At 64.1% G+C, this 26,414-nt stretch carries 22 protein-coding genes; 14 read left to right on the top strand and 8 right to left on the bottom strand.

The genetic code is table 11. From position 1 onward, the window contains the following. Positions 1-23: 23 nt before the first annotated feature. On the bottom strand, positions 24-857 hold the full coding sequence (locus tag HDG34_RS22440) for an EAL domain-containing protein (protein ID WP_184062236.1): 834 nt from the start codon (positions 855-857) through the stop codon (positions 24-26). Positions 858-1,124: 267 nt separating this feature from the next. Here HDG34_RS22440 and HDG34_RS22435 point away from each other — a divergent pair, with 267 nt between their 5' ends. From HDG34_RS22435 to fahA, 3 genes are all read left to right on the top strand, one after another. Then, positions 1,125-1,265, top strand: coding sequence for a hypothetical protein (locus tag HDG34_RS22435; protein ID WP_184062434.1), 141 nt, complete (start codon positions 1,125-1,127; stop codon positions 1,263-1,265). Between the two features lie 62 nt (positions 1,266-1,327). Beyond that, on the top strand, positions 1,328-2,674 hold the full coding sequence (gene hmgA, locus HDG34_RS22430; protein WP_184062234.1) for a homogentisate 1,2-dioxygenase: 1,347 nt from the start codon (positions 1,328-1,330) through the stop codon (positions 2,672-2,674). Then, positions 2,671-3,969, top strand: a complete 1,299-nt coding sequence (gene fahA, locus HDG34_RS22425; RefSeq protein ID WP_184062232.1) for a fumarylacetoacetase — start codon at positions 2,671-2,673, stop codon at positions 3,967-3,969. Before hmgA ends, fahA begins: the two co-directional genes overlap by 4 nt. Positions 3,970-4,076: 107 nt before the next feature. On the opposite strand, the gene HDG34_RS22420 is transcribed toward fahA, so the two are convergent. From HDG34_RS22420 to HDG34_RS22400, 5 genes are all read right to left on the bottom strand, one after another. Further along, positions 4,077-5,858, bottom strand: a complete 1,782-nt coding sequence (locus HDG34_RS22420) for a PQQ-binding-like beta-propeller repeat protein (protein WP_184062230.1) — start codon at positions 5,856-5,858, stop codon at positions 4,077-4,079. A 112-nt stretch (positions 5,859-5,970) separates the two neighbouring features. Next, entirely contained in the window at positions 5,971-6,555 is a 585-nt protein-coding gene (locus tag HDG34_RS22415) for a hypothetical protein (RefSeq protein WP_260321293.1), read from the bottom strand. Between the two features lie 71 nt (positions 6,556-6,626). Continuing rightward, positions 6,627-7,784: an MFS transporter gene (locus HDG34_RS22410; protein WP_090805596.1), complete on the bottom strand. Its 1,158-nt coding sequence runs from the start codon at positions 7,782-7,784 to the stop codon at positions 6,627-6,629. Positions 7,785-7,982: 198 nt separating this feature from the next. Beyond that, complete coding sequence (locus HDG34_RS22405) at positions 7,983-8,375, bottom strand: SRPBCC family protein (RefSeq protein ID WP_090803201.1); 393 nt, start codon at positions 8,373-8,375, stop codon at positions 7,983-7,985. A gap of 99 nt (positions 8,376-8,474) precedes the next feature. Continuing rightward, positions 8,475-9,293: a crotonase/enoyl-CoA hydratase family protein gene (locus tag HDG34_RS22400; RefSeq protein ID WP_184062228.1), complete on the bottom strand. Its 819-nt coding sequence runs from the start codon at positions 9,291-9,293 to the stop codon at positions 8,475-8,477. 142 nt (positions 9,294-9,435) lie between these two features. On the opposite strand from HDG34_RS22400, the gene HDG34_RS22395 reads away from it, so the two are divergent. Further along, on the top strand, positions 9,436-10,017 hold the full coding sequence (locus HDG34_RS22395) for a plasmid fertility inhibition factor family protein (RefSeq protein WP_409259513.1): 582 nt from the start codon (positions 9,436-9,438) through the stop codon (positions 10,015-10,017). 44 nt (positions 10,018-10,061) lie between these two features. Here HDG34_RS22395 and HDG34_RS22390 read toward each other — a convergent pair whose 3' ends face one another. Next, complete coding sequence (locus tag HDG34_RS22390) at positions 10,062-11,057, bottom strand: 2-hydroxyacid dehydrogenase (protein ID WP_018419530.1); 996 nt, start codon at positions 11,055-11,057, stop codon at positions 10,062-10,064. 223 nt (positions 11,058-11,280) lie between these two features. Between HDG34_RS22390 and HDG34_RS22385 the strand changes: the two genes are divergently transcribed. From HDG34_RS22385 to HDG34_RS22365, 5 genes are all read left to right on the top strand, one after another. After that, a complete protein-coding gene (locus HDG34_RS22385; RefSeq protein ID WP_184062225.1) occupies positions 11,281-12,504 on the top strand; it encodes an alanine--glyoxylate aminotransferase family protein in 1,224 nt (407 codons plus the stop codon). Positions 12,505-13,223: 719 nt separating this feature from the next. Beyond that, a complete protein-coding gene (locus HDG34_RS22380; RefSeq protein WP_260321292.1) occupies positions 13,224-14,213 on the top strand; it encodes a carboxylate--amine ligase in 990 nt (329 codons plus the stop codon). Positions 14,214-14,247: 34 nt separating this feature from the next. Beyond that, complete coding sequence (locus HDG34_RS22375; RefSeq protein WP_184062223.1) at positions 14,248-15,501, top strand: NAD(P)-binding domain-containing protein; 1,254 nt, start codon at positions 14,248-14,250, stop codon at positions 15,499-15,501. A gap of 61 nt (positions 15,502-15,562) precedes the next feature. Then, on the top strand, positions 15,563-16,447 hold the full coding sequence (locus HDG34_RS22370; RefSeq protein WP_184062424.1) for a polysaccharide deacetylase family protein: 885 nt from the start codon (positions 15,563-15,565) through the stop codon (positions 16,445-16,447). Between the two features lie 92 nt (positions 16,448-16,539). Next, positions 16,540-17,784: a glycosyltransferase gene (locus HDG34_RS22365; RefSeq protein WP_184062222.1), complete on the top strand. Its 1,245-nt coding sequence runs from the start codon at positions 16,540-16,542 to the stop codon at positions 17,782-17,784. Between the two features lie 463 nt (positions 17,785-18,247). Here HDG34_RS22365 and HDG34_RS22360 read toward each other — a convergent pair whose 3' ends face one another. Continuing rightward, on the bottom strand, positions 18,248-18,631 hold the full coding sequence (locus HDG34_RS22360) for a hypothetical protein (RefSeq protein ID WP_090803213.1): 384 nt from the start codon (positions 18,629-18,631) through the stop codon (positions 18,248-18,250). Positions 18,632-18,851: 220 nt separating this feature from the next. On the opposite strand from HDG34_RS22360, the gene HDG34_RS22355 reads away from it, so the two are divergent. From HDG34_RS22355 to HDG34_RS22335, 5 genes are all read left to right on the top strand, one after another. Then, on the top strand, positions 18,852-21,071 hold the full coding sequence (locus tag HDG34_RS22355; RefSeq protein ID WP_184062221.1) for a GNVR domain-containing protein: 2,220 nt from the start codon (positions 18,852-18,854) through the stop codon (positions 21,069-21,071). Positions 21,072-21,213: 142 nt separating this feature from the next. Then, positions 21,214-22,314 carry a glycosyltransferase gene (locus HDG34_RS22350; RefSeq protein WP_184062220.1) on the top strand — a complete coding sequence of 367 codons (1,101 nt, stop codon included), beginning with the start codon at positions 21,214-21,216 and terminating at the stop codon, positions 22,312-22,314. 4 nt (positions 22,315-22,318) lie between these two features. Beyond that, entirely contained in the window at positions 22,319-23,524 is a 1,206-nt protein-coding gene (locus tag HDG34_RS22345) for a hypothetical protein (protein WP_184062219.1), read from the top strand. Between the two features lie 157 nt (positions 23,525-23,681). Next, positions 23,682-24,596: a glycosyltransferase family 2 protein gene (locus HDG34_RS22340; protein WP_090803220.1), complete on the top strand. Its 915-nt coding sequence runs from the start codon at positions 23,682-23,684 to the stop codon at positions 24,594-24,596. A 58-nt stretch (positions 24,597-24,654) separates the two neighbouring features. Then, the gene (locus HDG34_RS22335) at positions 24,655-26,391 is read left to right on the top strand and encodes a hypothetical protein (RefSeq protein ID WP_184062218.1); all 1,737 of its coding nucleotides are present in this window, start codon (positions 24,655-24,657) and stop codon (positions 26,389-26,391) included. The last annotated feature ends 23 nt before the right edge of the window (positions 26,392-26,414 follow it).

Below are 26,414 nucleotides of genomic sequence, written 5' to 3'. Positions count from 1 at the left end.
CGGCTAACCGGGCCCCCACCGTGTCACGCCGCCCGGTCGTGATAATGCGCGTTGAATAATGGCCCTTGCACGAACCGCACGTCGTACTGCTGTAGCGCGGAGAATTGCGCCTCATCCATCACGCGATTGAAAATCAGCGGCACCCGCAGCCGGCCCGCGTAGCCGACGAGCGGCTTCACGGTCGCGTCGCGCAATGCGGCCGCCGCATCCATCTTGATGAAGTCGAGCCGCGCGGTTTCGGATACCGACAGGATCTGCCCCGCGTTCGACAGATTGCCCGCCACCTTGAACCCATAGTGCTGATAGCTGCGCGTCAGATAGCCCAGGAACGTCTTGTGTGCGACCGCCGCCGCCGGCAACTCGATCACGATGCGCGTCGGACTCAAATTGAACGAGGTCAGCACGCTCGAAAAATGCCGGCCGTGGTCGTACTTCACGCTCTTCAACAGCCTCTCGTGCACCCGCAAAAACAGCAACCCATGCCGCTGCGGGCCGAAGAAGTTGATTGCGTGCAGCGCGCGCGACATGCGGTCTAGCGCGACCAGTTGCTGATCGTCGGCGATGTTGTCGAACGGATCGAACACCTCGAATGGCGGCGCGTCGAGCCGGTGCGTGACCGCCTGAAAGCCGAGCTCATCACCGAAGCGGTCGACCCCTTCCGCGCCGCATGACAGCGACTGCGCAAGCCCGTGCACGCTGATGTCGAAGATCGGCTCGTAGGCACTCGTGAGCTCGATGCCATCGAAATGTGCGAGCGCGATGCCGGCGTGCCCGCCTTGTCCCATTGCCAGATGCTCGCCGAGAAACGGGTGATGAGCGGCGCGGGCGATCAGATCGGGGATGGTCGGCGAAATCATGAAGGCAAATGAAAGGCGACGATGAACGCGCACCGGGCGCGTGGCAGCGCGACGCGATGGCCGCATTCACTGATGGTAGCAGTACGCGCCCTGCGCAGATTAACAAAATGCTCATATCGTTATTGGCCTCACGCTTATCGGCCGGGGCTGAGCGCGGAATGACGAGGTTCGCCGGCGTGTTTCCGAGGGTATACGTTAGTTTCACTATTCATAATTCGTTTTACTATTCGTAAAACACAATTTTAGCCAGCCTGAGGGGACGACCCAATGCTGATCGCGTTGAACTGGTCGAATGCCGCGCTGTTTCATGCGGCGGCGCTGCCGGTGCTGTGCTCGGCGCTGCTGGTGGTCGTGCTCGCCGGTGCGACGCGGCAACCCAGCCGCGCGGCCGAAGCGGAGCCGGCCTGAGCCTGACTGCAAAGATCACGTATCAACCGGGAAAGAATCGGGCAACTCGCGGAGAACCTTGTATGGATACCTCAACACGTACGCCGGCCGACGAATGCCTGCGTCCTGAAATCGAGCCCGGCTATCAGTCGGGTTTCGCGAATGAATTCGCGACCGAGGCATTGCCGGGCGCGCTGCCGACCGGTCGCAATTCGCCGCAACGCGCGGCCTATGGTTTGTATGCCGAACAGATTTCGGGCACGGCGTTTACGGCGCCACGCGGTCACAACCGTCGCTCGTGGCTGTACCGGATTCGTCCGGCGGCCATGCACAAGCCGTTCACGTCGATGCCGTCGGAGCGGCTCGTCGCGAACTTCGCCGAGGTGCCGCCGACGCCGCCGAACCAACTGCGCTGGGACCCCCTGCCGATGCCCAGCGAACCGACCGATTTCATCGACGGCTGGGTCACCATGGCGGGCAACGGCTCGGCCGAAGCGATGAGCGGTTGCGCGATCCATCTGTACGCGGCGAACCGCTCGATGCACGATCGCTTCTTCTACAGCGCCGACGGCGAACTGCTGATCGTGCCGCAACAGGGGCGCCTGCATATCGCGACCGAAATGGGCCGAGTCGATGTCGAGCCGTTCGAGATCGCGGTGATTCCGCGCGGCGTGCGCTTCGCGGTCGGCCTGCCGGACGGCAGCGCGCGCGGGTATATCTGCGAGAACTTCGGCGCGTTGCTGCGTCTGCCGGAACTGGGGCCGATCGGCTCCAACGGTCTCGCGAATCCGCGCGATTTCCTGACGCCGCACGCCGCGTACGAAGACCGCGAAGGCGCATTCGAACTCGTCGCGAAGATGAACGGCAAGCTGTGGCGCGCGGACATCGGCCATTCGCCGCTCGACGTGGTCGCATGGCACGGCAACTATGCGCCGTACAAATACGACCTGCGCCGCTTCAACACGATCGGCTCGATCAGCTTCGACCATCCGGATCCGTCGATCTTCCTCGTGCTGCAATCGCAAAGCGACACGCCGGGCGTCGATACGATCGACTTCGTGATCTTCCCGCCGCGCTGGCTCGCCGCCGAAGATACGTTCCGGCCACCCTGGTTCCATCGCAACGTCGCGAGCGAGTTCATGGGCCTCGTGCATGGCGTCTACGACGCGAAGGCCGAGGGCTTCGTGCCCGGCGGCGCGAGCCTGCACAACTGCATGACGGGCCACGGCCCGGACGCGGACACGTTCGAGAAGGCGTCGCATCTCGATACCTCGGTGCCGAAGAAGGTCGACGACACGATGGCCTTCATGTTCGAGACCCGCACGCTGATCAAGCCGACGCGCTTCGCGCTCGAAACCGCGCAACTGCAGGCGCATTACTACGAGTGCTGGCAAGGCCTCAAGAAACACTTCAATCCGGAGCAACGATGAACGCGGTGAACGATCTCCAGGCGACGCTCGATGCGTCGCGCAAGAGCTGGATCGAGTCGGCCAACGACCCGGCTGGCGACTTCCCGATCCAGAACCTGCCGTTCGGCATTTTCAGCGACCGTGGCAACGACGCGCGTCGCGTGGGCGTCGCGATCGGCGATCGGATCGTCGATCTCGCCGGATTGCAGGCCGCGGGTCTGCTGAGCGTGCCGGCGCACAACGTGTTCGCGCGCGATGCGCTGAACGATTTCATCGCGCTTGGCCGCGACGTGTGGCGCAGCGTGCGTATCCAGCTGAGCCAACTGCTCACGCGCGACACTGCGACGCTGCGCGACGATGCCGCGTTGCGCGCGAAGGTGCTCGTGCGCGCGGCCGATGCGCGTCTGCATCTGCCGGTGCAGATTCCGGGCTACACGGATTTCTATTCATCGAAGGAACACGCGACCAATGTCGGCGCGATGTTCCGCGATCCGAAGAATGCGCTGCTGCCGAACTGGTCGGAGATGCCGATCGGCTACAACGGACGGGCGTCGTCGGTGGTCGTGAGCGGGACGCCGGTGCGTCGTCCGAATGGTCAGCTGAAGTTGCCCGACCAGGAGCGCCCGGTGTTCGGCGCGAGCCGCAAGCTCGATATCGAACTGGAGACGGGTTTCATCATCGGCGGCGGCAATGCGCTGGGCGAGCCGATCGCGTGCGAGGATGCGGAGGCGCACATTTTCGGCATGGTGCTGCTGAACGACTGGAGCGCGCGCGACATCCAGCAATGGGAATACGTGCCGCTCGGCCCATTCAATGCGAAGACCTTCGCGACGACGATCTCACCGTGGGTCGTCACACTCGATGCGCTCGAACCCTTCCGCGTCGCGCAGCCGGTGCAGGAGCCGGAGCCGCTCGCCTATCTGCGGCATCGAGGAAAGCATGCGTTCGACATTCACCTCGAAGTGACATTGCGTGCGCAACCCGCGCGGCAAGCGAGCACGATCGCGCGGACCAACTTCAAATACATGTACTGGACGATGGCGCAGCAGCTCGCGCATCACACGGTGGCGGGCTGCAATACGCGGGTGGGCGACCTGATGGGCTCGGGGACGATCAGCGGGCCGACCGAGGATTCGTACGGCAGCCTGCTGGAGCTGACGTGGAACGGCAAGAAGCCGCTGGCGTTGAAGGAGGGCGGCACGCGCACGTTCATCGAGGACGGCGATGAGTTGACGCTCGTCGGCTGGTGCCAGGGCGACGGGTATCGCGTGGGGTTCGGCGCGTGTGCCGCAGAGATTCTGCCGGCGCGAGGGTGAGCGCGCGGCAGTCACGATGAGCGAGGGCCGGAGCGGTATGCCGGCCCTCTTCGTTTGTGCGAGACCTTGGGCGTACCGGGTCGAAATGAATCGGCGCGTCGTCCGCTTCACCCACCCAGCAACCCGAATACGGCCACCCCATTCGTCGTGCCGACATACACCTTGCCGTTTGCGATCAATGGTGTGATGAACTTGTTGCCCGTGCCGAACTGATCGCGCGTGCCCATCTGGTTGCTGTTGTACAGCTCGTTGAGCGTGATGGGGTCGAACGCATGCAAGGCCGCGACGGTGCCGTTTTCGGCGGCCCACACGATGCCGTTCGTGGTGCCGTTCGCCGAGATGCTCGGCGTCGTCCCGGGATAGGCGAACGTCATCGCGCTTTGCGCGGTCGGTGTGATCGACAGCTTCGCGTTGGTCACGGTGAACGCCTTCAGATGATCGCCGACCGAGCCGAAATACACGCGCCCATTGAAATAGGCGGGCATGCCGAACTCGCCGCCGGCCAGCTGCGCGGGAATCTCCTGATAGATGTTGTCGGCCGCCGGGTTGAACTTGCCCATCGAGTCGCGATTCAGCACGTAGATGGTGCTGTCCTTGCCCGCGCCGAGCGTCAGATGCTGTACGGTGCCGTTCGCGTCGGTCAGGTCCGGCAGCACCAGTGCGCCGCCGGAGCCGAGGTCGATGTCGTCGTGGGCCTCCTGCACGACGTTCGTCATCGCGAAGTAGTCGGCCACCGACAGGCCTCCCGCCGTGCCGAGCTTCAGGAACGTATTGCCGAAATCCTTGCTGGCGGGGAAGCCGCTCGACGTCATCGTCGTGTCGAACGTGCCGTTGGCATCGAGCAGATAGATCGACGAGCCGTCCGACGCCGGTCCCGCGCCGCTCATCCAGATCGCGCCGCCGATGCCGTTAGGCGTCAGGTTGAGCACGGTGGTCTGCTGCAAGGTGTCGGCGCCGTAGCCCATGATCCAGCCCGTATAGCCGCCGTCGTCGCAGTGCGAGGTCCACGTCGTGTAGACCGTGTTGCCGAGCAATAGCAGCCCCGCGCGCTCCGCGTACAACGACGTGGTGAACGGCACGACGCCGTTCGTATTACCCGCGCCGCTGCCTGGGTAAGAGGCGGCGACTTCGGCGGGACCGTTCAGCAGCTCGGCGCCGGTCGCGAGGTCGAGCGCGTGAATGCGATGATGGTAGCCGCCGGCCGCGTCCTTCGACATCGCGACGACGTAGATCGTGCCGTGCGTGCCGCGCGAACGGTCGATCACCGGTGTCGAGGTGATGCCGATGGTGTTCACGATCTGGCTGCAGCCGAGGTCGTCGCTCGGGGTTTCGCCGGTGCCGAGTGTGCGCACCTGCCACAGGGTCGCGCCGGTGTCGGCATCGAATGCGTACACACTGTCGTTCTCGGTCGCGACGTACAGCACGTTGTGCGTGCCGCCCGCGATCGCCAGCGCAGCGACGAATAGCGGCTGCGCGTCGACCTTGCCGTCGACGCTAAAGAAGCCGACCTTGCCGAACGTCGAAGCCGCCACGTTGGCGGGCGTCAGCGTGGTTTCGCCGAGGTTCTGGCCGGTGCGCGCGATGTCGTCGTGATAGGTGAGCACGTCGTGCACGGCTGCCGCCGATGTGCCGCCCATCGGGGTGCCCGCGCCGCTGCCCGAGCCGCCGGTGCTACCGGTGGTGGTGCCACCGCTGGTGGTGCTGCCGCCGCTCGCTGCGGCCGGGGCCGATGCGCCGGACGCGCCGCTGCCGCCGACGCCTACGCTCGCGCCCGTCGGGGCACTGCTGTCTCCGCCTCCGCCGCCTCCACAGTTCGCCGCGACGATCGCGGCTACCGCGATCGCCGTGCCCAACAGGCTGGCACGGAGCAACAGGCGCATCGAGACCATGGCGGACTCCCCGTTGCTTGCGGCGGCGCCACGAAATATGGGCCGTTCGTCGAGTGTCCGCGCAACGTGGGTTGAGATTATCACCCTGCGTATAGATCGTAAAAGCCAGCAATTAGCGTCTATTCGTCAACTCGGCGCCCGCAGCGCGATCCGCCGACGCTCCCACAACGGCGCCGCCAGAAACGCGAGCGCCGCGCAGCCGGATCTGCGTGAGGCGCTTTTCCTCATCGACGCCGATCGCGAGCGCTGACGCAATACCGTACCAGTGAGATACGGTACCCCACGACAGATAAAGGGTGCCGTCGCGAGGCTCGTAACAGACCTCTGGCGCTCCCATGTCGTGCGCATGTCCGTGCGCGTCGAATTCTGACTCGATGTGCGGAGTTTCGTCGGTTGGGTCTGCGAGTTCGGACGTGCGGACGGTCCATCGCTCGGGATTCGTGTAAAAGTCCAATCCGATCAACCGGCGATGCTGATCGACAAGCATCGACAACGTGCCCGCCGTGAGGACATAAGAGGGCGCGCCAATGCGGAAACGCGCATCCAGCAAGTCGCTGAGATTGTTTTGCGGTTCCGGCAGCGAAGCCAAAGGTGGATATTTGACCTCACAGGTCAGCGTGGAGCTTTGTTCATCCCACCGCACGATGGCCGAAACGCCGGTGGCAGGGGGAGTCGTGTAGACGGTGGGATGCTTCATCGAAGAGGTTTATAGGCAAAGTGCAGAACGGTGTAATCGCTCTCTCGAACCATGACTTCGAGCCGGCCAGCTCACCCCGCCACCGCCACCCGCCGCTCGATCGACACCGACCACAACGTCAACAACAGCGCGCCGAGCGCGGTCGCGACGCCGACCCACGGCAGCGTCGTCAGCGGCGCGCCGGCGCCGATCGCCATGCCGCCGAGCCATGCGCCGGTCGCGTTGCCGAGGTTGAACGCCCCCTGATTCAGCGTCGACGCCAGATTCGGCGCGTGGCTCGCCCGATCGACGATCAGCATCTGCAGCGGCGGCACGATCGCGAATGCGAGCACCCCCCACACGAACACGGTCAGCATCGCCGGAGTGCGCGCGTGCATCGTGCCCGCGAACACGCACAGGATCACGACGATCGCCATCAGGAACGCGACCAGCGAGGGCATCAGCCGCCAGTCCGCGAGCTTGCCGCCGAGCGTGCTGCCGACCGTCAGGCCGAGGCCGAACAAGAGCAGCACTAGCGTGACCGCGTGCGGCGTGAAGCCGGTCACGTCTTCGAGAATCGGCGTGATGTAGGTGAAGGTCGAAAACAGGCTCGCCGACGCGAACACGCTGATACCGAGCACCATCAGCACCTGCGGGTTCTTCAGCACGCTGAATTCGCGCACGAGGCTCGCCTTGTGCATCTCGATCTTCGCGGGCAGACACACCGCGAGCGCGGCCGCCGCCAGCACGCCGATGCCGGTCACGGCCCAGAAAGTAGCGCGCCAGCCGACCGCCTGGCCGAGCGCGGTGCCGAGCGGCACGCCGAGCACGTTGGCGAGCGTGAGGCCGGTGAACATCAGCGCGATTGCCTGCGCGCGGCGATTCGGCGCGACGAGCCCGGCCGCGACCACCGAGCCGATGCCGAAAAACGCGCCGTGGCAGAACGCGGTGACGATGCGCGCGGCCATCAGCACCGCGTAGCCGGGCGCGATCGCGCACAGCAGATTGCCGACGATGAACACGCCGATCAGGCTCATCAGTGCCTTTTTGCGCGGCATGTTGGCAACCGCGATCGCGACGATCGGCGCGCCGATCGTGACGCCGAGCGCATACGCGGACACCAGCATGCCAGCCGCTGGAATCGACACGGACAGATCGCGCGCGACATCGGGCAACAGGCCCATGATGACGAACTCGGTGGTACCGATTCCAAACGCGGCAACGGCAAGGGCAAGCAGAGGCAATGGCATGGCGATGATGGGGTGTGACGCGTGAAGCGGCGCGAACAACGGGCGCCGGGCGGGCGATTCCGAAGGCGGAAACGCGGTCGCCGGCCAGGGAAAAACAGTAGGGGATTCTACCTAAGTCAAATCTGGCTTGCAGGCTGTCCGGAAAGCTGTTGCTTTTTGTGGAACGCGGCGGCGGGAGCCCGCGCCGCCGGGCGGCGTTCAGCGCCGCGCGAGGTTGCGCCCGAGTGCCGCGCAGCCCGCATCCGTCAGCGCTTCGACCACGTTGCTGCGATCGTCGGGCTTGAAGTCGGCGATCCAGATCACGCGGCAATGTGCGGACGTGTCGGCCACGACCTGCAGCGTCGCATGATGATGCTCGAAGCGCCCGCCGCCCACCGAGTAGGCGAGCCGCATGTGGGCATCGTCGACGGCAATCACGCGTTCCTCGACCACGGTGCCGTCGGCGAAGGTGACCCAGCGCAGGTCGCCTTCCATGCGCGCCGCGATCAGCACGCCCGCGAATACGCGGGCGACCCCGGCGGGATCGCGCAGCGCGGCCCACGCATCGGCCGCGGTGGTTGCCACGGCGATTTCCCGGTAGATCGTCGCCATCGCATTTCCTCCTGTTCGTTTCGGGCAACCCAGGTCTCGTGCGCGCGGGGGTGTCGCGACCGGCGATTGCAAACCTGTCACCGATCGCGCGGCGCCGTCTTATCCGCGATCCGCGTTGAACGTGTCGCCATGACGGCCCGCGCCGGACACAAAGCGCGCCGCGCCCGCCACGCCCTCGGCGAAGACCGCCGCGTAGCCGCCCGCGCCTTCGCGCCGCAATGCCTCGGCGAGATCGTCCAGCGTGCTGTTCTCGAGCGCGGAGCGACGATCGGCGAGCAGCGCCGCCTGCGGAAACGCGGCGAGCTCCGCGGCCAGTTGCTCGGCAGCCGCGCGCGCTTCGCCCTTCGGCACCACGCGGTTGGCGAGCCCGAACGAAAGCGCCTCGCGCGCATCGACCGCGCGGCCGGTCAGGATCAGATCGAGCGCACGCGACAGACCGATCAGTCGCGGCAGCCGGATCGTGCCGCCGTCGATCAGCGGAATGCCGACACGCCGGCAGAACACGCCGAGCACCGCATCTTCCTCGACGACGCGCAGGTCGCACATCGCGGCAAGCTCGAGCCCACCCGCCACCGCATAGCCGGCGATCGCGGCGATCACCGGCTTGCTGAAGCATGTGCGTGTCGGTCCCATCGGCCCCGGGCCGCTGCCGTCCGCGTGCAGCTCATTGCGGCGCGGCGCGTCGGCGAGCGCGCCTAGGTCCGCGCCCGCGCAAAATGTGCCGCCCGCGCCGAACAGCACGGCCGCGTGCCACGCCGGCTCGGCCTCGAAGCGGCTGAACGCAGCGCTCAACGCCTCGGCCACCTGCCGATCGACCGCATTGCGCCGCGCGGGCCTCTCCAGCACGATCGTAGCGACGCCGTTGCCGTCATTCGACTCGATTCGCACATGGTTATTAAAATATTGGAAGGCTATCATCGTTATCTATACCTGAAGGGTATCTGAAGCTCCCTGTTTGCCTGTCGATCAGGCAGTGTTGCCATGCGCTCATGCAGCGTAATTAATCCGGTAGGCTGTCATGTTTCCGTCACGTCCGGCTCGTAGCGTTAGCGCTCTATTAATGCTCTGGCGTCCTGCCGCCAGCTTGCCGAGCCTGCCTTTGTCCCTGCCTTTGCCCAATTCATCGCCGGCCCCCGCCCCGGGCTACGCCGAAGCTGTCTGGATCGTGCCGTTGCACGAGCATGCGTGGTACGACCATGTGCGTCTGAAGCGCGTCTTCGTCGCCGACGGCACACGTCACCAGGTCGTGCTCGTCGATCTGCGCAAGCTGCTCGTGTGCGCGGATCGCGACAACACCGATTACGTGCTGAAGCCGGTCGCCGAATGGCACTCGGGCAAGGTCCGCGGCATTCGCGAGTTTCTCGATCCCGACAGCCCGCGGATTCCGCAGATGCCCTACGTGACGATCTCCACGCGTCGCGCGCCGGGATTGCTCGGCTGGGTCGGCATCGAGCGCGAGGGGGTGGTGGCGTTTCGCAACGGCCAGCATCGCGCGCGCTATCTGGCCGAGGCGGGCGCGCGCTGGTGTCCGGTCGAAGTGCACGAGCGCGAGGCGGGATTGCTGCGTGAGCTGTGCGGCGCGGCCGATGATGCCCGCACCGCGATTCGCGCGACCCAGTCGGGCAGCGACAGCGACGTCTAACTTTCGCGGTCCGCGGCAATTCGCGTACGCCACGGTTATCACGGCTACCCCGCCTGCACGACGTTGCGCGGCGTGCCCGCCTGCCACGCCGCGATGTTCGCGAGCGTGGTCTGCGCGATCTCGGTCATCGCCTCGCGCGTGAAGAACGCCTGGTGCGCGGTGACGATCACGTTCGGAAACATCAACAGACGCGCGAGCACGTCGTCCTGTAGCGGCAGATTCGAATGATCCTCGAAGAAGATGCCGCCTTCTTCCTCGTACACGTCGAGCCCGAGATGGCCGAGCTGGCCGTCCTTCAACGCGCCGATCAGTGCGTTCGCCTCGACGAGCCCGCCGCGCCCGGTGTTGATCAGCATCGCGCCGCGCTTCATCTTCGCCAGCGCGGCGCGGTCGATCAGGTGATAGGTGTCGGGCAACAGCGGGCAATGCAGACTGACGACGTCCGATTCGGCGAGCAAGGTATCGAGCGGCACGTAGCGCGCGCCGAGCGCGAGCAGTTCGTCGGCCGGCGGCCCCGGATCGTAGGCGAGCACCTGCATGCCGAAGCCCGCCATGATGCGCGCGAACACCCGGCCGATGATGCCCGCGCCGATCACGCCGACCGTCTTGCCATGCAGGTCGAAGCCGAGCAGCCCATGCAGCGAGAAGTCGCCTTCGCGCGTGCGCGCGACCGCGCGCGGCAGGCGCCGGTTCAGCGCGAGAATCAGCCCGGCCGCATGTTCGGCGACCGCGTACGGCGAGTAGGCCGGCACGCGTGCGACCGGCATGCCGAGCCGCTCGGCCGCCGCGAGGTCGACGTGATTGAAGCCCGCCGAGCGCAGCGCGATCATGCGCGTGCCGCCCGCATGAAGCCGTTCGAGCGTGGCGGCGTCGACGCTGTCGTTGACGAACGGGCAGACCACGTCGTAGCCATGCGCGAGGATCGCGGTCTCGCTGTCGAGAGGGGATTCCTGGAAATGCAGTTCATAGCCATGCGCGGCATTGGCCTCGGTGAATGTATCGACGTCGTATTGACGACTGCTGAACAGGATCGTGCGCATATCGGGCTCCGAAGAAGCTGTTTCTCGATGTTAGGCGACTTCGCGAATGAAAGAGTAGGGTGATGTGGTGAACGCGGGTACCGCTCGCGCATGACGGCTGGCTACCTTGGCCAAAAAACTTGCGCGATCGCGCGGTTCGGTGAATGATCGGACGAACGGCCTCGAGCGGCGTGCCTGCCGCGAGGCCGTTCGTTCCTTTGCGCTTCACATTCATATACCGATCATGCCGACTTCAACCTCCACTACCGTTGCTTCGTCCGTCCCCTGTCCAATTGTCGAATCACTCGACGCGATCCTTCCCGAAGAACCGCTGCTGATGATGGGCGCCGGCCCCGTGCCGATTCCCGCCGCGGTCGCGAAGGCCAATGCGATCGTGATCAACCATCTGGGCGGCACGATGGCGAAGGTAGTGAACCAGGTGAAAACGATGGCGCGCTACGTGTTCCAGACGCAGTCGAAGTGGGTGCTCGGCGTCGCGGGACCGGGATCGGGCGCGATGGAGATGGCGATCTCCAATCTCGCGTGGGAAGGCACGCGCATGCTGTGCATCAAGAACGGCTTCTTCAGCGACCGCATGGGCGAAATGGGCCGGCGCGTCGGCGCGCGCGTGAGCATGCTCGAAGTCGCGGACCGCACGGTCGCGAGTCTCGACCAGATCGCCGACGCGCTGCGCCGCGAGCGTCCCGAGGTCGTCACGGTCGTGCAGGGCGAGACCTCGAACACCGTGTGGAATCATCATCTGAAAGACATCGCCGCGCTTGCGAAGGAAGCGGGCGCGCTCGTGATCGTCGACGCGGTCTGCACGCTGAGCACGATGCCGCTCGAAATGGATACCTGGGGCATCGACGCGGTGATCACCGGCGGCCAGAAGGGCTTGTCATCGATTCCGGGCGTGTCGCTGATTGCGTTTTCAGACGCCGCCTGGGCGCGCGTCAAAGGCCGCACGGCGCCCAATACGCACTGGTGCCTCGATGCGTCGCTGGCGGAAAACTTCTGGCACAACGCCGGGTATCACTACACGGCGCCGGTGTCGGGCGTGCTCGCGCTGCACGAGGCGCTGCGGCTCGTCTGCGCGGAGACGCTGGAGAAGCGCTTCGCGCGCCATCTGAAATGCTCGCTCGCGTTGCAACAAGGCGTCACCGCGATGGGCCTGCAACTGTATGCGCCGGAGAATTGCCGCCTGAATTCGGTGGTCGGCATCGACGTGCCGGACGGCCTCAGTCCCGCCGACGTCTGCGCGCATATCTCGCGGCAGCATCAGGTGGAAATCTCCGGCTCGTTCGGTCTGCCGATCGTGCGTATCGGCCAGATGGGCGAACAGTGCCGCGAGCACAACCTGTTTCGCACCGTGCATGCGCTGGGCCGCACGATGGTCGATCTCGGCGTCAACGTCGATCTGCCGGCGGGTGTCGCGGCGCTCGAGCGCGGCTTGAGCGAAGGTAAATAAGCATTTTTCCGATGCGCTACGAATAGCATTCGCAGCGCATATCTTTTGTGCGATCCAGCACTTTATAGTCGCATTAGAAAGTTTTTTCCCGCCATTATTGCGTTGCAATAAATTAATGCTTCGCAACCTTTTTACATAACAATGGCGAAATCTCCGAAACCCTTACGGAATAAGGCTCTGCGCCTTTCTAAAGGGTTTTCTTCCTTTCTTACTTTCTATTGTTCTCTGTGCGCCGGCGCACGTATCGAGATCAGGCCGAAACGTAAAGTAGGTCAAGGCAAGAGCAGCGCAATGCTCACGCTGCGGTAAATCGCAAGACCATGATTCGACACACGGCGCGTGCCAGGACGTGCCTGCCGCGCTCATGCATGCATGCCGCCGGAACCAAGCTTTAACGCCAAAGCGCCCCCGCGAGGCGACAAAAAAGGATTTCTATCCGATTCGATAATTCGATCGCGTGGAGTCTCGAAGACTGTCTTCGAGGGTCCACGCACGTACGAAGCAAGGATATCGACACTATGGCGAGCGCATACGACTCAGGTCAATCGGCAGGGGTTATCGTTGGAGCAGAGTTGAACGGACTGGGGGTGGCGCGATCGCTCGCGCAGGCCCGCGTTCCGGTTATCGCAGTCGATACGAGGACCCGCGCGGCGACGTGGTGCCGACACGTTCATGCGCATCAGGTAAAGAGTTTTGTCGGGAAAATATTCGTTGATGAAATGATCGAACTCGGCAAGCGGTTCGATCGTCTGCCAGTTCTGATTCTGACCGACGAAGACGCGGTGCATGCGGTGTCGGAAAATCGGGCGGCTTTGTCGCACTGGTATCGGTTCCGCTTGCCGGCCGACGACACCGTCAAGATGTTGTCGAGCAAGGCGCGCTTTCACGAATTCGCGCAGCGGCATGGCTTTCCGGTGCCGCGCTCGGTCGTGCTCGACAAGCTTGCCGACATCGAAAGGCTGGCCGAATTGCGCTACCCGTGCGTGCTGAAACCGGACGACAAGCGCAACGTGCTGCGCGGCGAGAAAGAACGCGCGGTGCGCGTCGACATGCTGCAGCATGCACGCGATCGCGCTATCGCGATGCTCGCGACGCCGGGTGGCATCATCGCGCAGGAGTGGATCGAGGGGCCTGACAGCAACATCCACTTCACGCTGTTCTATCGCGGCGCCGACGGCAACATGGTCAGCATGTTCACCGGCCGCAAGGTGTTGAGCTCGCCGCCGGGCGTCGGCAATACCGCGATCTGCGTGGCCGCGCCCGAAGCGCGCGGGACGCTCGAACCGCTGACGCGGCGCTTCGCCGAGCTGGCCGGTTTCGACGGCATGGGCAGCATCGAGTACAAGTGGGACGACAACTACAACGAGTTCGTGATGGTCGAGCCCACGGTCGGCCGCACGGACTGGCAGGAGGAGATCGCGACGCTGTGCGGCGTCAACATTCCGCTTGCCGCGTACCGCCATGAACTCGGCCTGCCATTGCCCGTCGAGCGCCTGAGCCGGCAATCGGTCGCGTGGCGCGCGACGTTTTCCGATCGGCCGCCGCCCGAATTGCTGAGCGAGCGCACGAAAATTTTCGATGGCTATTTCCGCTGGAACGATCCGTTCCCAGCGTTGCAGCACTATGTCGTGATGAATCCGCTGCGACGCATGAAGCGCAGCTGGAAAAAAGCGATCAGGGCGCCCGAGTCGCGTCAGGCCAAAGCCTGACGCTGGCAACGAAGCCGTTCCCCTGGAGACCAGCATGTCTTTGACCGATACCATCATCATTGGCGCGGGGCCATACGGGTCATCTCTTGCCGCGCATCTGAAGGCCGCCGGCGTGGATCACCAGATCCTCGGGGAACCGATGGGAGCGTGGCGCAACTACATGCCGCCCGGCATGCTGCTGCGCTCCGAGGCTTTCGCGTCGAGCCTGCACGCGCCGCGCAGCGGCTTTACCGTCGAAGACTACTGCCGCCTGACAGGGCTGCCTTACCAACCGCTCGGCATGGCGCTGCCGCTCGAAACCTTCGTCGAGTACGGGCTGTGGTTCCAGTCGAATCTGGTCGGCGAAATCCAGCCGGTCGACGTGCTCGCATTGCGCCGCGTCGGCGATCAGTTCCAGCTGTCGCTGAGCGACGGCCGCTCGCTCGCCGCGCGCAGAGTCGTGATCGCGCTCGGCCTGAAGGGCTTCGCGCAAACCCCGCCGGCGCTGCGGGACTTGCCGGCGCAATATGCGTCGCATTCGGAGCTGTATGGGAACCTCGAGTGGGCGCGCGGCAAGGACATTGCGATCGTCGGCGGCGGGCAGTCGGCGCTCGGGCTGTCCGCGCTGCTCAACGAACTCGGCGCGCGCGCACACGTGCTGATGCGCGAGAGCAGCGTGGTGTGGCACGAGCGGCCGCACGGCGGTCGCAACATCCTGTCGCGCATCAAGGGGCCCGACGCGGGACTGGGGCGCGGCTGGCGCTCGCTGTTCCTGTCCGAGTTTCCCGGCGTGTTCCACATGCTCGACCCGCGACGCCGCAAGCAGATCATGGAGCACACGTACGGCGCGTCCGGCGCGTGGTGGCTGCACGATCGCGTGGTCGGCAAGGTGCAGATCTCGCATCGCACCGTGGTGCGCTCCGCGGCGGTCGAAAACGACCGCGTCGTACTGAACGTGCTGAGCGATGGCAAGCAAGCGCGGGTGAGCGCCGATCACGTGATCGCCGCGACCGGTTTCAAAACCGACATGCGGCAGCACGCGTTCCTGTCCAAAGATCTGGCCGACGCGATTTCGAATCAGGGCGGCATGCCCGACCTGACGTCGCACTACGAAACGCACGTGCGCGGCCTCTATGTGATCGGACCCGCGTGCGCGCACAGCTTCGGGCCCGTGATGCGCTTCGTCTATGGAACCAAGCACGCGTCGCCGACCGTGGCGCGACACATTATCGGTTCGTTGAAAGCGGGTGCGCGGCAACGCACGTGGCCCGTCGCCCATGCACCCATGCCGGAGCGCTCAGGTGAATAAGACCCAAGCAACGGGCGCGTCTGCGCGCTCGCACCTGTCCGGCAGCTACCGCGGGCGCCGCATGAAGCGCTACAAGACGCTCGTGAAGGAGATGCTCGCGGGCTTCGTCCTGATTTCGGGTCTCGCGTGGTTCACGCGCAAGGTGCTGTGGCGCGATCGCGTGGCCGTGCTGCTTTATCACGATCCCGATCCGGACACGCTCGACCGTCACCTGACGTATCTCGGCAAGCTGTGCGAGTTCGTGCCGTTGACCGACGTCAGCGCGCCCGGCCGCGGCCGGCCACGCGTGGCGATCACGCTCGACGACGGCCACGCGGGCAACGCGAAGCTGTTGCCGGTGTTCGTCAAGCACAACGTGCGCCCGACGATCTTCCTGTGCAGTCGCATCGTCGGACGGCCGCGCAGTCACTGGTGGCTGCATCCGGGCTCGCTGCGCGTCGGCCATGAACGTCTGAAGCGGATGACGAACGACGAGCGCCTCGCCGCGCTGGCGGCCCAAGGCTACCAGCAGGACGGCGATGACCGGCCGACCGGCCTGTCGATCGAAGCGATGCAGGCGATGCGCGAGCACATCGACTTCCAGGCGCATACGCGCTTCCATCCGATCCTCACGCATTGCAGCGACGCTGAAAGCGAGGCCGAAATCCGCGACAGCCGCCATGAGATCGCGGCGCTGCTGCAACAACCGTGCGAGCACTTCGCGTATCCGAACGGCAATTACGGCGAACGCGAAGTGGAGTTCGTGCGGGCCGCCGGCTTCAAAACCGCGCGCACCTGCGACATCGGCTGGAACGATCAGCACACCGATCCGTACCGGCTGCGCACGATCATCATCGACGATGCGGCATCGACGCTGCGCTTCGCGGCGCAATTGAGCGGCATTGCGCTGTTTCTGCGCTATCTGCGCGAGGGTGGAGGCTGGCGCGGCAAGTTTCCGCAGTTTTGAACAGAGGGAGCGCCTGGACGAAGCGATTCGTCCGGGCAACGCCGTCCGGGTTTTTCGCGAGACGGCACGAGGGGCATACGACAGGAGGGGACATGCAGCGCTGCAGGGTACTGGTGATCAACGATTACGCGCACATGGGCGGCGCGGAAGTGGTCTATCAACAATCGGCCGAGCTGTTGGGCACGCTGCCCGGCGTCGAGGTCGAGCGTTTCGACGATAGCCAGTTTTCCGCGCGCTCGACGATGCTGTCGCGCTCCTGGAACACGACCGCCGCGCGCGCGCTCGAAAAGGCGCTGCATCGTTTCCGGCCGCATCGGCTGATGGTGCACAACTACCACAACGTGCTGTCGCCTTCGATTCTCAGCGTGATCGCGCGGCACGAGCGTCAGTTCGGTTATCGCGCGTATCACACCTGCCACGACTATCACCTCGTCTACTACAACCCGTCGCTGCAGTACTTCGACAAGGATAAGCGTCCGATCATTCTGCCGCTCGACGTGCTGCGCACACGCGCGGTCTTCACGTTGCGGCCGACGCCGAAGGGCCTCGTGCACGATCTGATGACGAAGGCGTGGTGGCACGCGGTGCGCGCGGCCTATCAGCCCGCGCGCGTGTTCGACAGGATCTTGTGTCCGAGCCTGTTCATGCAGCAGGCGCTGCATCGCGTCGGCATCGAGAATACGGTCATCGTGCACAATCCGTCGGCGGTGCCGAGCGCGATGCCAATCGTCACGGTGCGTGACAAGGAGCGCTTCAACATCGCGTTCGTCGGACGGATCTCGCCGGAGAAAGGCCTGCTGCAATTTCTGACGCTCTGCGAGGCGACGGGCTTCGAGCGCATCAATTGCATCGGCGTGTACGGCGACGGCCCGGACCGCGCGGCGATCGAGCAGCGCTACGCGTCGCTGATCGCACAGCGCAAGCTGATCCTGTTCGGCACGATGCCGCAGCAGCAGTTGTTTCCCGCCATGCGCGAGTTCGCCGATGCGGTGGTCGTGCCGTCGGTGGGCGCGGAGAACGCGCCGCTTGTCGTGATCGAGGCGGCGATGCTCGGTCTGCCGGTGCTGGTTCGCGATGGCGGCAGCATGGCGGTGACCGCGGAATCGGTCGGCAACAAGATCAAGTTCAAGTTCGAACCGGGCAGCCTGAAACAGGCGCTCGGCGAACTCGCCATTCATCTGGCCGATGAGCACAGAAAGTACGACGTCGAAGAATATCTGCCCGAGCATTACGCGCGGCGTCTGGCTGAAATCATGCACATCGGCGAAAGTTCGACGCACGTCGCGCCGTCGCGCCGTCGCGCGCGCTATGCGGATAATCCGCGTCCGGCGCCCTGAAAATAGTCGGCGCTGATTGTGGCAAACGGCGTGTATATCCGTGCCGTTATCGTCGTTTTGAACACGTGTTTTTTATCGCGTGATTTGTCTGAAGCAATCCTGTAGCAATCGGCTTTTGTGTGCGCTGCCGAACGTTGTAAGGACGGGCTCTCTGAATATTATGATCGCCAAGGAAAGGCATTTTATCGAGCGCTGAAGCGCGTGGCTCGACAGAGTAAACGAAGCCGCGGTGACGGCGCGGAGTTGGCGATGATCGGCTCAATCGGTCGGCGAAAAAGCCAGACTCATCAGAACAAAAGCATGTGCATGTCGTGAGCGTTTGCGTGGAAAAACGGCGGACGAGACGCGGCTAATCGGGGAATCTTCGCGACCGGGCCCGGCAGTCAGTTCAAACCAAACAGGAATGTGGCCGCAAGCGGCCACATCGGCGATACGGGGGGTCCAGACGGTGATGCGCTACAGCTCAGCGCACGCTGTACGGATCGGCGGTCTCGGGAGACGCGTAGGTCTGGTCTGAATTCCACAAATCGCTGCCGTAGGGGTCCGCTGAGTTCTTGCCGCGGACAGGCTGTGCAACGCTTGTACGTTTCTGCTTCGGAAGGCTGTTTTTGGTTTGGGTGTACACGTTGGGCGCGACATAGCGGTTCTTTTTAGCGTACGCGAAATCCGACGAGGAGCCGTAGAGCGTGGTGGAACTGGCCGCATGAGGCGTCATCGCGTCGAGTTGCGAGTGTTTGGCGACATAACTCGGCGCATAAGCCGAAGAGGCGGCGGACACGATGCTCTGGGCGTAACCCACCTGGGCGCTCAGCAAGACGGGCATGACGGCGGCAAGAAGTTTTTTCATTTCGGGATCCGTAAGAAAGCATGTGGTGCGATGTTAGGGAAAAGAGCCGACCTCGCATAGGCGCTGTTACACACAAAGGTAGCCGATGTGGCGTCAATCAGCTACCCCCGTCCGATCGAGGCGGTCAGCTCGCTGGACACAGGCGTGACTGGATGCGGCGAGGTGCCGGTCCCGGCGCCGGGAACAAGTGGCAATCCGTAGAGACTTTGGGAGAACTCGCATGAACCAAAGCAGTGCACCATTCGATAGCCGCAACAACAACAGCGAACATGCGCCGGCAGGCTTCGCGAATTATCTGGATGCGCTGTACGACAATCGCAAGCTGATTGCGATCACGACGGCCATCGCGGTCGCGCTCGGCATCGCTTATTCGGTGTTCTCCCAACCCGTGTATCGCGCGGACATTCTGGTGCAGGTCGAGGAGAACGCGGGTACCTCGTCCAGGAGCGTGATCGGCGACGTGTCCGCGATGTTCGACGTGAAGACCGCGACGTCAGGCGAGGCACAGGTGATCGGCTCGCGCATGGTGGTGGGCCGCGCGGTCGACAAGCTCAATCTCGACATCGAAGCGGCGCCGCGCTACTTCCCGCTGTTCGGCCGCTGGCTCGCCCGTCACTCCGATCATCTGTCGACGCCGGGACCGCACGGCTACGTGTACGGCAACGAGCGCATCACGGTGTCGAAATTCGACGTCCCCGAAGAGCTATTCGACCGTCCGTTCGTGCTGAAGATGGGCGAGGGATCGAGCTACGAGCTGCAATACGGCAAGCTGAAGCTCGAAGGCACGGTCGGCCAACCGCTGAGCGCGACGACCAACTACGGGCCGCTCACGCTCGTCGTCGACCGGATCGAGGCGAATCCCGGCGCGACCTTCGAAGTGCGGCGCCAGTCCGCGCTGACGACGACCGAAAAGCTGCGCAAGGAACTGACGATCTCGGAAAAAGGCAAGGAATCGGACATCCTCGGCGTGTCGCTCGAAGGCAGCGATCCGAAGAAGATCAGCGCGATTCTCGCGACCATCGCTGGCGAATACGTGAGCCAGAACCTGAAGCGCAAATCCGAGGAAGCGGAGCGTTCGATCCGTTTCCTCGAAATACAGCTTCCGGAAATGCGCCAGCAGCTTTCCGCTTCGGAAACGCGCTTCAACGACTTCCGCGCGAAGCATGGCACCGTCGATCTCGGCGAGGAAGCGACCAACCTGCTGCAGCTGTCGGTTCAGGCGCAGACGCGGCTCGCGGAACTTCAACAGAAGCGCAATGAACTGCTGACGCGCTTCACCGAGCAGCATCCGGCCGTGCAGTCGGTCAACGCGCAGTTGCATGCGGCGCAACAGGAAGCGAAAGATCTCGCGAGCCGGACGCAATCGCTGCCGCCGCTCGAACAGAACGTGCTGCGTCTGCAGCGCGACGTGCAGGTCGGCACCGAGCTCGATACGTCGCTGCGCAATACGCTCGAACAGCTGAAGCTGATCAAGGCGGGTAAGTCCGGCAACGTGCGCATCGTCGACGGCGCTGTCGCGCCCGATACGCCGGTGCGGCCCAAGCCGCTGCTGATCATCATCGGCGCGCTGATGCTGGGCGTGTTCGTCGGCTCGGTGATCGCGCTCGTGCGTCAGCGTCTGTTCGACGCGATCGACGATCCGTACGAAGTCGAGCTGCGCACCGGTTTGCCGGTCTACGCGAGCGTGCCGTTCAGCCGTCAGGAAGAGCGGTTCGCGCACAGCCGTCGCCGTCCGGAATCGAAGGCGCTCGTGCTTGCGGGCGAAGCGGTGATCGATCCGGCCATCGAAAGTCTGCGTGGCTTTCGCACCGCGCTCGAATTCACGATGACCAAGGCGCGCAACCATATCGTGCTGATCACGGGCCCGACGCCGGGCATCGGCAAGTCGTTCGTGTCGCTGAATCTCGCCGCGGTAATCGGTGCGACCGGCAAGCGCGTCCTGCTGATCGACGGCGACCTGCGTCGCGGCTTCCTGCATCGGCATCTCGGCGGCGATCGCGGTCCTGGCCTCACCGATCTGATCCAGGGCGCGTACCGTCCCGAAGAGCTGATTCGCGCGACCCGTTTCCAGGGTGTCGACTTCATCGCGAGCGGCCGCCAGGTGGCGAGCCCGAGCGACGTGCTGTCGAACACACGGCTCGAAGCGGTGCTGCGCCAGGTCGCGACCGGCTACGACGTCGTGCTGCTCGACGGACCGCCGGTGCTGCTCGCCGCGGATGCGGTCCGGCTCGCCTGCGTGGCAGGTACGACGTTCTTCGTCGCGCGTCAGGGTGTCACGGGCATCGGCGAGCTGCGTGAGTCGGTCCGCCAGATGCAGAAGGTCGGCCTGCCGGTGCGCGGCGTGATCATGAACGGACTGCGGATGCGGCCGGGACGCTACAGCTACGGCTACGGACGCTATCGCTACGCAGCCTACATCTACAAACCGTACGACAGATAAGCCCGGGCGCCTGGTTCGCGACGCGCCCGCGGTGCGGGGCGTAGCGCCCGACTGGACCGATCAGAACACCAACATGGCAATGCGAAGGGATCTTACGGCCGCGCCTGCCGGGCGCATACCGTACAGGCAAGGGACTACTCGGATGAAACAGCTATTTGTCACGCCTTTTCTGCCTCAGAAAAACGCGCCGCAAGCTGGCCACCGTTTGGCCTACGACTACCTGATCAAACTGAGCGCGGAGTCGGAGCTCGACGTGCTGATCGTGTCGCGCGTGCCGGTCGACGAAAAAGCCATCGAGTTCCGCGCGAACGTGCGCAACGTGTACATCCAGTACGTGAGCCGGTTCGACCTGATTCCGTCGTTCCTCGCGAATCCGCTGACTTTTTCACCGCGCCTGTTCTCGCGCTATAAGCCCGCGGTCGGCAAGTTCCTCTGCGAGCTCGTCGACAGGAACCGATACGACACCGTGCGGCTCGAGTTTTCGCAATGCTTTGCGTATGCCCAGAATCTGCGCGAGCGTTTCCACGACGGCGTGAAGATCGTGATGTGCGCGCATGACTTGCAGATCCAGGTCATCTTGCGCGTCAAGTCCATCGAAGGATGGCTGTTCACCCGGCAGACCTTCATGCTCGAGCAGCGTCTGCTGAAGCTGGCCGACAAGGTGCTCGTGCTGTCCAGCAAGGACGCGCAGCTGATCAACGGCCTGTACCCCGGGGTCGGCACGTTGCAGGTCGTGCCGATCTCACTGCCGGCGTTTCTGAAGGAAGTGCGGCGCTCGAAAGACACGGTCGAGAAAGGCAATATCCTGTTCTGGGGGGCGATGCAACGCCGTGAAAACGAAGAGGCGCTGCTCAATTTCGTCGACACGATTTTTCTGCCGCTGCGCCGGCGCGGTCTGCAACTGAAGCTGTTCGTGGTCGGCTCCGATCCGAGCGACCGCGTAAAGCGCCTGAATGGCGACGATATTTGCGTGACCGGCTTCGTCGAAAATCCGGGCAAGTACTTCGAGTCCGCCGATATCGGCGTGGTGCCGCTGCTGTCGGGCGCCGGCGTCAAGCTCAAGACGCTCGAAATGCTCGCGGCGAAACTGCCGGTCGTCTCGACGCCGCTCGGCGCGGAAGGCGTCGAACACGACGGCACCTTGCTCAACGTCTGCGAAATCGATGAGTTCCAGGACGTGATCGAGCGCATCTACCGCGGTGATCCGGTCAACGTCAACGCCTCCGTGGCGTATCAGGCCTGACGCCATGATCGCAACCATCGCCTATCTGCTGGCCGTCGTGCTGTGTGCCTCGCGCGGCGTGCTCGAGTATCTGATCGGCAAGGACGCCGCCTATCTGATCCAGGTCGGCGGCATCGTCGGGCTGCTCGTGTGGTACATCTCGCCGACGGCGATCGCCGCTTACTTCCGCGACGAAGGACGCCTGTCGTTCGGCTTCCTCGTGGGCATGCTGTTCTCGACCGGGCTGTCGATCGTCGCGACGCTCGCGCTCACCGGTGAGTTCGGGCCGTCCTATCTGTTCGTCTTCATCTTCACGCTGTTCATCTACTTCTACGCGATCTCGAACTATCAGAGGCGCTTCGTGCAGCCGCGGGTCGCCTATGCGGGGCTCGTGCTGATCGCGCTGATCGAGGCGGGTGTCGCGCTCGCGCAGCAGCAGAACGTCTTCCCGATCGATCTGCCCGGCGCGACGTACGGCTTCGACAATCTGCGCGCGCCGTCGCTGACCGGCAGCTATCTGCACTACCCGCTGTTCGTCGCGATTGCCGCGTCGCTGTGCGGCGTCGACTATCTGGTGCGCAAGAACGTGCTGTCGGGCCTCGCGTGCGCGGTGCTCAGCTTCGCGATTTTCTCGGCGCTGTCGCGTAGCGGCATGCTGATCATTCTCGGCACGTTCGGGCTCGCGTTCGTGCAGGCGCCGATCCAGTTCATCACGAGAAACGCGAAACTGATCGTTGCCACCGTGTTCGCGACGATGGCAATCATGATCTTCGGCGTTGCGGTGAGCAGTCAGAACGATAGTGTCGTCAACGTCGGCACCGAACGGATCATAGGCGCGACCGATCTGCAATCGGACGGCAACGACGGGCGCACCGAAGCATGGGAAAAGGCCAAGTCGCTCGTATTGCCGGTCAACGTGATCGCCGGCACGTACTTTGGGCTCGTCACGAACTCGGCACCCGAGCCGGTGAAACAGGAGTTCGGCGTCGTCGAATCGAGCGTGCTGCAGCAGATTCTGAATATCGGCCTGATGGGCGCGATCTTCTATTACGGCGTGCTGATATCGGTGACGAAACTCGCGAGCAGCGCGAGCCGGATTTCGTTGTGCATGTGGGCCGCTCTATTTCAAACGCTCTTCTATCAATCGATCGAAGTGATTCCGTTTGTCTTCATCCTGATGACATTGCCAGTGTTCGATTACGTGGGCGGACCGCGTCCAGACAGCACGTAGCGAACCAGAAGGCAGTGCGCTCCAGATCGTCTGCATCGCGCGGACGAGCAGTGGGTAGTCGGTAGTGCGCGCGAACAGCGCGAAGCAAGGTGCAAGAACCAGAAAGCCGTGTTTGGGGGTAATTCCACGAACACCTGATGTAAAGCAGGAGGTGGGGATGAACCTGAAGGGAATGTTTAGCGTGGTGATCGTCAATTACAACACGCCAAAACTGGTCGGAAATTGCGTGCGCTCCGTGCTAGAACTTTCGATTGCGGATAAGGAGGACATCGTCGTGGTGGACAACGCTTCACCCGACAATTCGTTTTCCTATCTGAGGGAGACGCTTCCGACGGGAGTGAGGCTCGTCAAAACGTCGATCAATCGCGGCTTCGGAGCCGGCGTCAATTTCGGCATGGTCGGTTGTCTGCGCGAACTCGTGCTCGTGCTGAACCCGGACACCTATTTCGTCGATACATCGCTCGAAAACGCGGTGCAGTTGTTCAGAACGGAGAAGGATGTCGGCCTCGTCGGTCTCGATCTGGTCTATCCGGATGGCGAGCGGCAGTTTTCCGCGCGGCGCTTTTATTCGGTGCTCGACATACTCGGCCGGCGTTCGCCGCTCGGGCGGCTCGGCGCGTTCAAGCGCCGCATCGACAACCACATGATGCGCGAAGCGTGGGCCGCGGGCACGCCGTTCGAGGCCGACTGGGTGCTGGGCACGGGCTTTATCGTGCGGCGCGCGCTATTCGGCGAACTCGGCGGCATGGACGAGCACTTCTTTCTCTATATGGAGGACGTCGATTTTTGCGCGCGCATCTGGCAGGCGGGCTACCGCGTGCTGTGCGTGCCGGGCGCGCGACTCACGCACGAGCATCAGCGTGCGTCGGCAGCGGGCTTCCTGAGCAAGGCGGGGCGCCGGCATATGAACAGCTTGTGGCGTTTCAGCCGCAAGTATCGTGTGCCGCTGTTCAGACCGCCAGGCGTGCAGGGCCTGAGTCGCAGCGCGAAGGCGCGTGCGGTGCCGGTGCCCATGACCGTGAGCGCGCGTCCGGCGGCCGCCGAGCAGGGGCAAAGCATCACGGTGGACTGATGCCTGTCGATGTCTCGACGTGAAAAAAGAACGGAGTAACGCAATGGGGGAGGGCTAGATGAAAACCCGGCGACAGGCGCTCAAGACGTTCCTGCTCGGTGGCCTGGCCGGGGCCAGTGCAAGCACAGCCGATTTGGGCATCGCGCGCGCGACCGGGCACGCGCTGCGCGAGCGCGGCGCGTTCGCGAGTATGGGCAACGGCGCGGGCGACGGCGCCGGCGGCATCCTGCGCGTCGCCGCGTCCGTGCCCGAGCGTGCCGCATCGGAACCGGTTGCACCGAGCTATCTGAAGACGCTCAGCGATATCGTCGCGGGACTCGAGGTCAGCGTCGCGCGCTTCGTCGATCCGCACCGGCTGGCGGCGATCCAGCGCGGCGCGTCCGGTTACGACTGCGGCGCTGAACTCAGGGAAGCGTTCGCGAGCGGTGCGCGCGGGTTGTATCTACCGCGCGGCATCTGGCGTTACACCGGCGACCTGACCACCGCGAACGGCTCGAGACTGCGCGGCGACGGCGGCGGCGAATACGTGGTGATCACCGACATCGCGATGGGGGCGACCGTGCTGGAGAGACAGGACTCGGGCGGCCCGAGGTCGGCGGCGCTGACGCTGGGCGACTCGGCGTTCGTCGAGCATGTGCAGGTGCGGCCCGCGCATTACGACAAGGTCATCTACTACCTCGCCAACTACCCGGCGCACACCGGCAACACGGCGATCGGCATCCACTTCGGTACGTCGGCCGGGGCTAGTCGTTGCACGGCGATCGGTTTTTCGCGCGCGGGCTACGAACTCGGCGTCACCTCGACGCTCGAGCGCTGCTATGCGTACATGTGCGAGCGCGGCTTCTACGCGACCGAGCACACCGACGGCTCGCTGATCAATTGCATCGGCATGTTCTGCCATACGGCCGGCGCCGATATCGTCGACAACTTCTGGCAGGTGATCGGCGGACGCTGGGAATGGAACGCGCGACACGGCGTGATTCTCGGCGCGGAGTCGCTGATCGTCGGCGCGGTGTTCGATCGCAATGGCTTTGCCGGCGTCTATATGAAGAGCGGCAACTGGGGCAAGGTGGTGAACGGCAATTACTTCTCGCGCAATGGTTGCGGCGGCGACGGCAAGATCGGCCGCTGGAAATTCTCGACGCGCGGCCATCCGTCGTACCTCGATGTGCCGCCCGGTCAGAGTTGCCACATCCAGATCGATTACCAGCAGGCGGCGACGATCGTCGGCAATCGCTACCGTCCCGGCCAGGACGACGAGAACGCCGGCTGCGACGGCCCGCAGTTCGTGTACGGCAGTTCGACCGCGCCGGGCAGCACACCGCTCGACGGCATCACGATTCAGGGCAATTTCGGCGATCGCGCGGGTGACACGATCGTCGGTTACGCCAAGGCGTATCCGGGCGGCGGCGCGATCGCGGGCGGCAAGGACGCGAGCCTCGTGCATGCGCTGAATCTCGGCGTCGGCTACGAACGCGGCGGCGTCGCGGCGGCGCTGCATTGCGGAAACCAGACCGTGTCGCAGGAGACGACGCGCATCGCGATCAACGTGCTGCGCTCGACCTCGGGCCGCGTGATGTTGCGCGCGGCCACACGCGGCCATGCTCTACTCGCCGAAATCCTGTTCGCAACCGACGCAACCGATGCCAACTACAAGACCGTGGTAAGCAATCTGATCGGCAATGCGGTGAAGAGCGCGGTGTTGAACGCAAATGGCGAAGACGATCGCTACAACAAGATCGATATCGCACTAAGTGAACCTGCTTTCGTGTCGTACTCTGTTTTTTCGACCTGAGTTTTAACCGCCTACTGCAAACA

The organism is Paraburkholderia sp. HC6.4b (assembly GCF_014200875.1).
In the GTDB taxonomy this organism is placed as follows: domain Bacteria; phylum Pseudomonadota; class Gammaproteobacteria; order Burkholderiales; family Burkholderiaceae; genus Paraburkholderia; species Paraburkholderia tuberum.
This window is presented reverse-complemented; position numbering and strand designations above follow the sequence as displayed.

Bases quoted from the DNA above. Each gene is read 5' to 3' on its own strand.
- HDG34_RS22390 (WP_018419530.1), bottom strand. From the start codon at position 11,057: ATGCGCACGATCCTGTTCAGCAGTCGTCAATACGACGTCGATACATTC.
- HDG34_RS22400 (WP_184062228.1), bottom strand. From the start codon at position 9,293: ATGATAGCCTTCCAATATTTTAATAACCATGTGCGAATCGAGTCGAAT.
- HDG34_RS22415 (WP_260321293.1), bottom strand. From the start codon at position 6,555: ATGAAGCATCCCACCGTCTACACGACTCCCCCTGCCACCGGCGTTTCG.
- HDG34_RS22405 (WP_090803201.1), bottom strand. From the start codon at position 8,375: ATGGCGACGATCTACCGGGAAATCGCCGTGGCAACCACCGCGGCCGAT.
- HDG34_RS22410 (WP_090805596.1), bottom strand. From the start codon at position 7,784: ATGCCATTGCCTCTGCTTGCCCTTGCCGTTGCCGCGTTTGGAATCGGT.
- HDG34_RS22345 (WP_184062219.1), top strand. From the start codon at position 22,319: ATGATCGCAACCATCGCCTATCTGCTGGCCGTCGTGCTGTGTGCCTCG.
- HDG34_RS22370 (WP_184062424.1), top strand. From the start codon at position 15,563: ATGAAGCGCTACAAGACGCTCGTGAAGGAGATGCTCGCGGGCTTCGTC.
- HDG34_RS22365 (WP_184062222.1), top strand. From the start codon at position 16,540: ATGCAGCGCTGCAGGGTACTGGTGATCAACGATTACGCGCACATGGGC.
- HDG34_RS22355 (WP_184062221.1), top strand. From the start codon at position 18,852: ATGAACCAAAGCAGTGCACCATTCGATAGCCGCAACAACAACAGCGAA.
- HDG34_RS22375 (WP_184062223.1), top strand. From the start codon at position 14,248: ATGTCTTTGACCGATACCATCATCATTGGCGCGGGGCCATACGGGTCA.
- HDG34_RS22440 (WP_184062236.1), bottom strand. From the start codon at position 857: ATGATTTCGCCGACCATCCCCGATCTGATCGCCCGCGCCGCTCATCAC.
- HDG34_RS22335 (WP_184062218.1), top strand. From the start codon at position 24,655: ATGAAAACCCGGCGACAGGCGCTCAAGACGTTCCTGCTCGGTGGCCTG.
- HDG34_RS22385 (WP_184062225.1), top strand. From the start codon at position 11,281: ATGCCGACTTCAACCTCCACTACCGTTGCTTCGTCCGTCCCCTGTCCA.
- HDG34_RS22395 (WP_409259513.1), top strand. From the start codon at position 9,436: ATGCTCTGGCGTCCTGCCGCCAGCTTGCCGAGCCTGCCTTTGTCCCTG.
- hmgA (WP_184062234.1), top strand. From the start codon at position 1,328: ATGGATACCTCAACACGTACGCCGGCCGACGAATGCCTGCGTCCTGAA.
- HDG34_RS22435 (WP_184062434.1), top strand. From the start codon at position 1,125: ATGCTGATCGCGTTGAACTGGTCGAATGCCGCGCTGTTTCATGCGGCG.
- HDG34_RS22340 (WP_090803220.1), top strand. From the start codon at position 23,682: ATGAACCTGAAGGGAATGTTTAGCGTGGTGATCGTCAATTACAACACG.
- fahA (WP_184062232.1), top strand. From the start codon at position 2,671: ATGAACGCGGTGAACGATCTCCAGGCGACGCTCGATGCGTCGCGCAAG.
- HDG34_RS22420 (WP_184062230.1), bottom strand. From the start codon at position 5,858: ATGGTCTCGATGCGCCTGTTGCTCCGTGCCAGCCTGTTGGGCACGGCG.
- HDG34_RS22360 (WP_090803213.1), bottom strand. From the start codon at position 18,631: ATGAAAAAACTTCTTGCCGCCGTCATGCCCGTCTTGCTGAGCGCCCAG.
- HDG34_RS22380 (WP_260321292.1), top strand. From the start codon at position 13,224: ATGATCGAACTCGGCAAGCGGTTCGATCGTCTGCCAGTTCTGATTCTG.
- HDG34_RS22350 (WP_184062220.1), top strand. From the start codon at position 21,214: ATGAAACAGCTATTTGTCACGCCTTTTCTGCCTCAGAAAAACGCGCCG.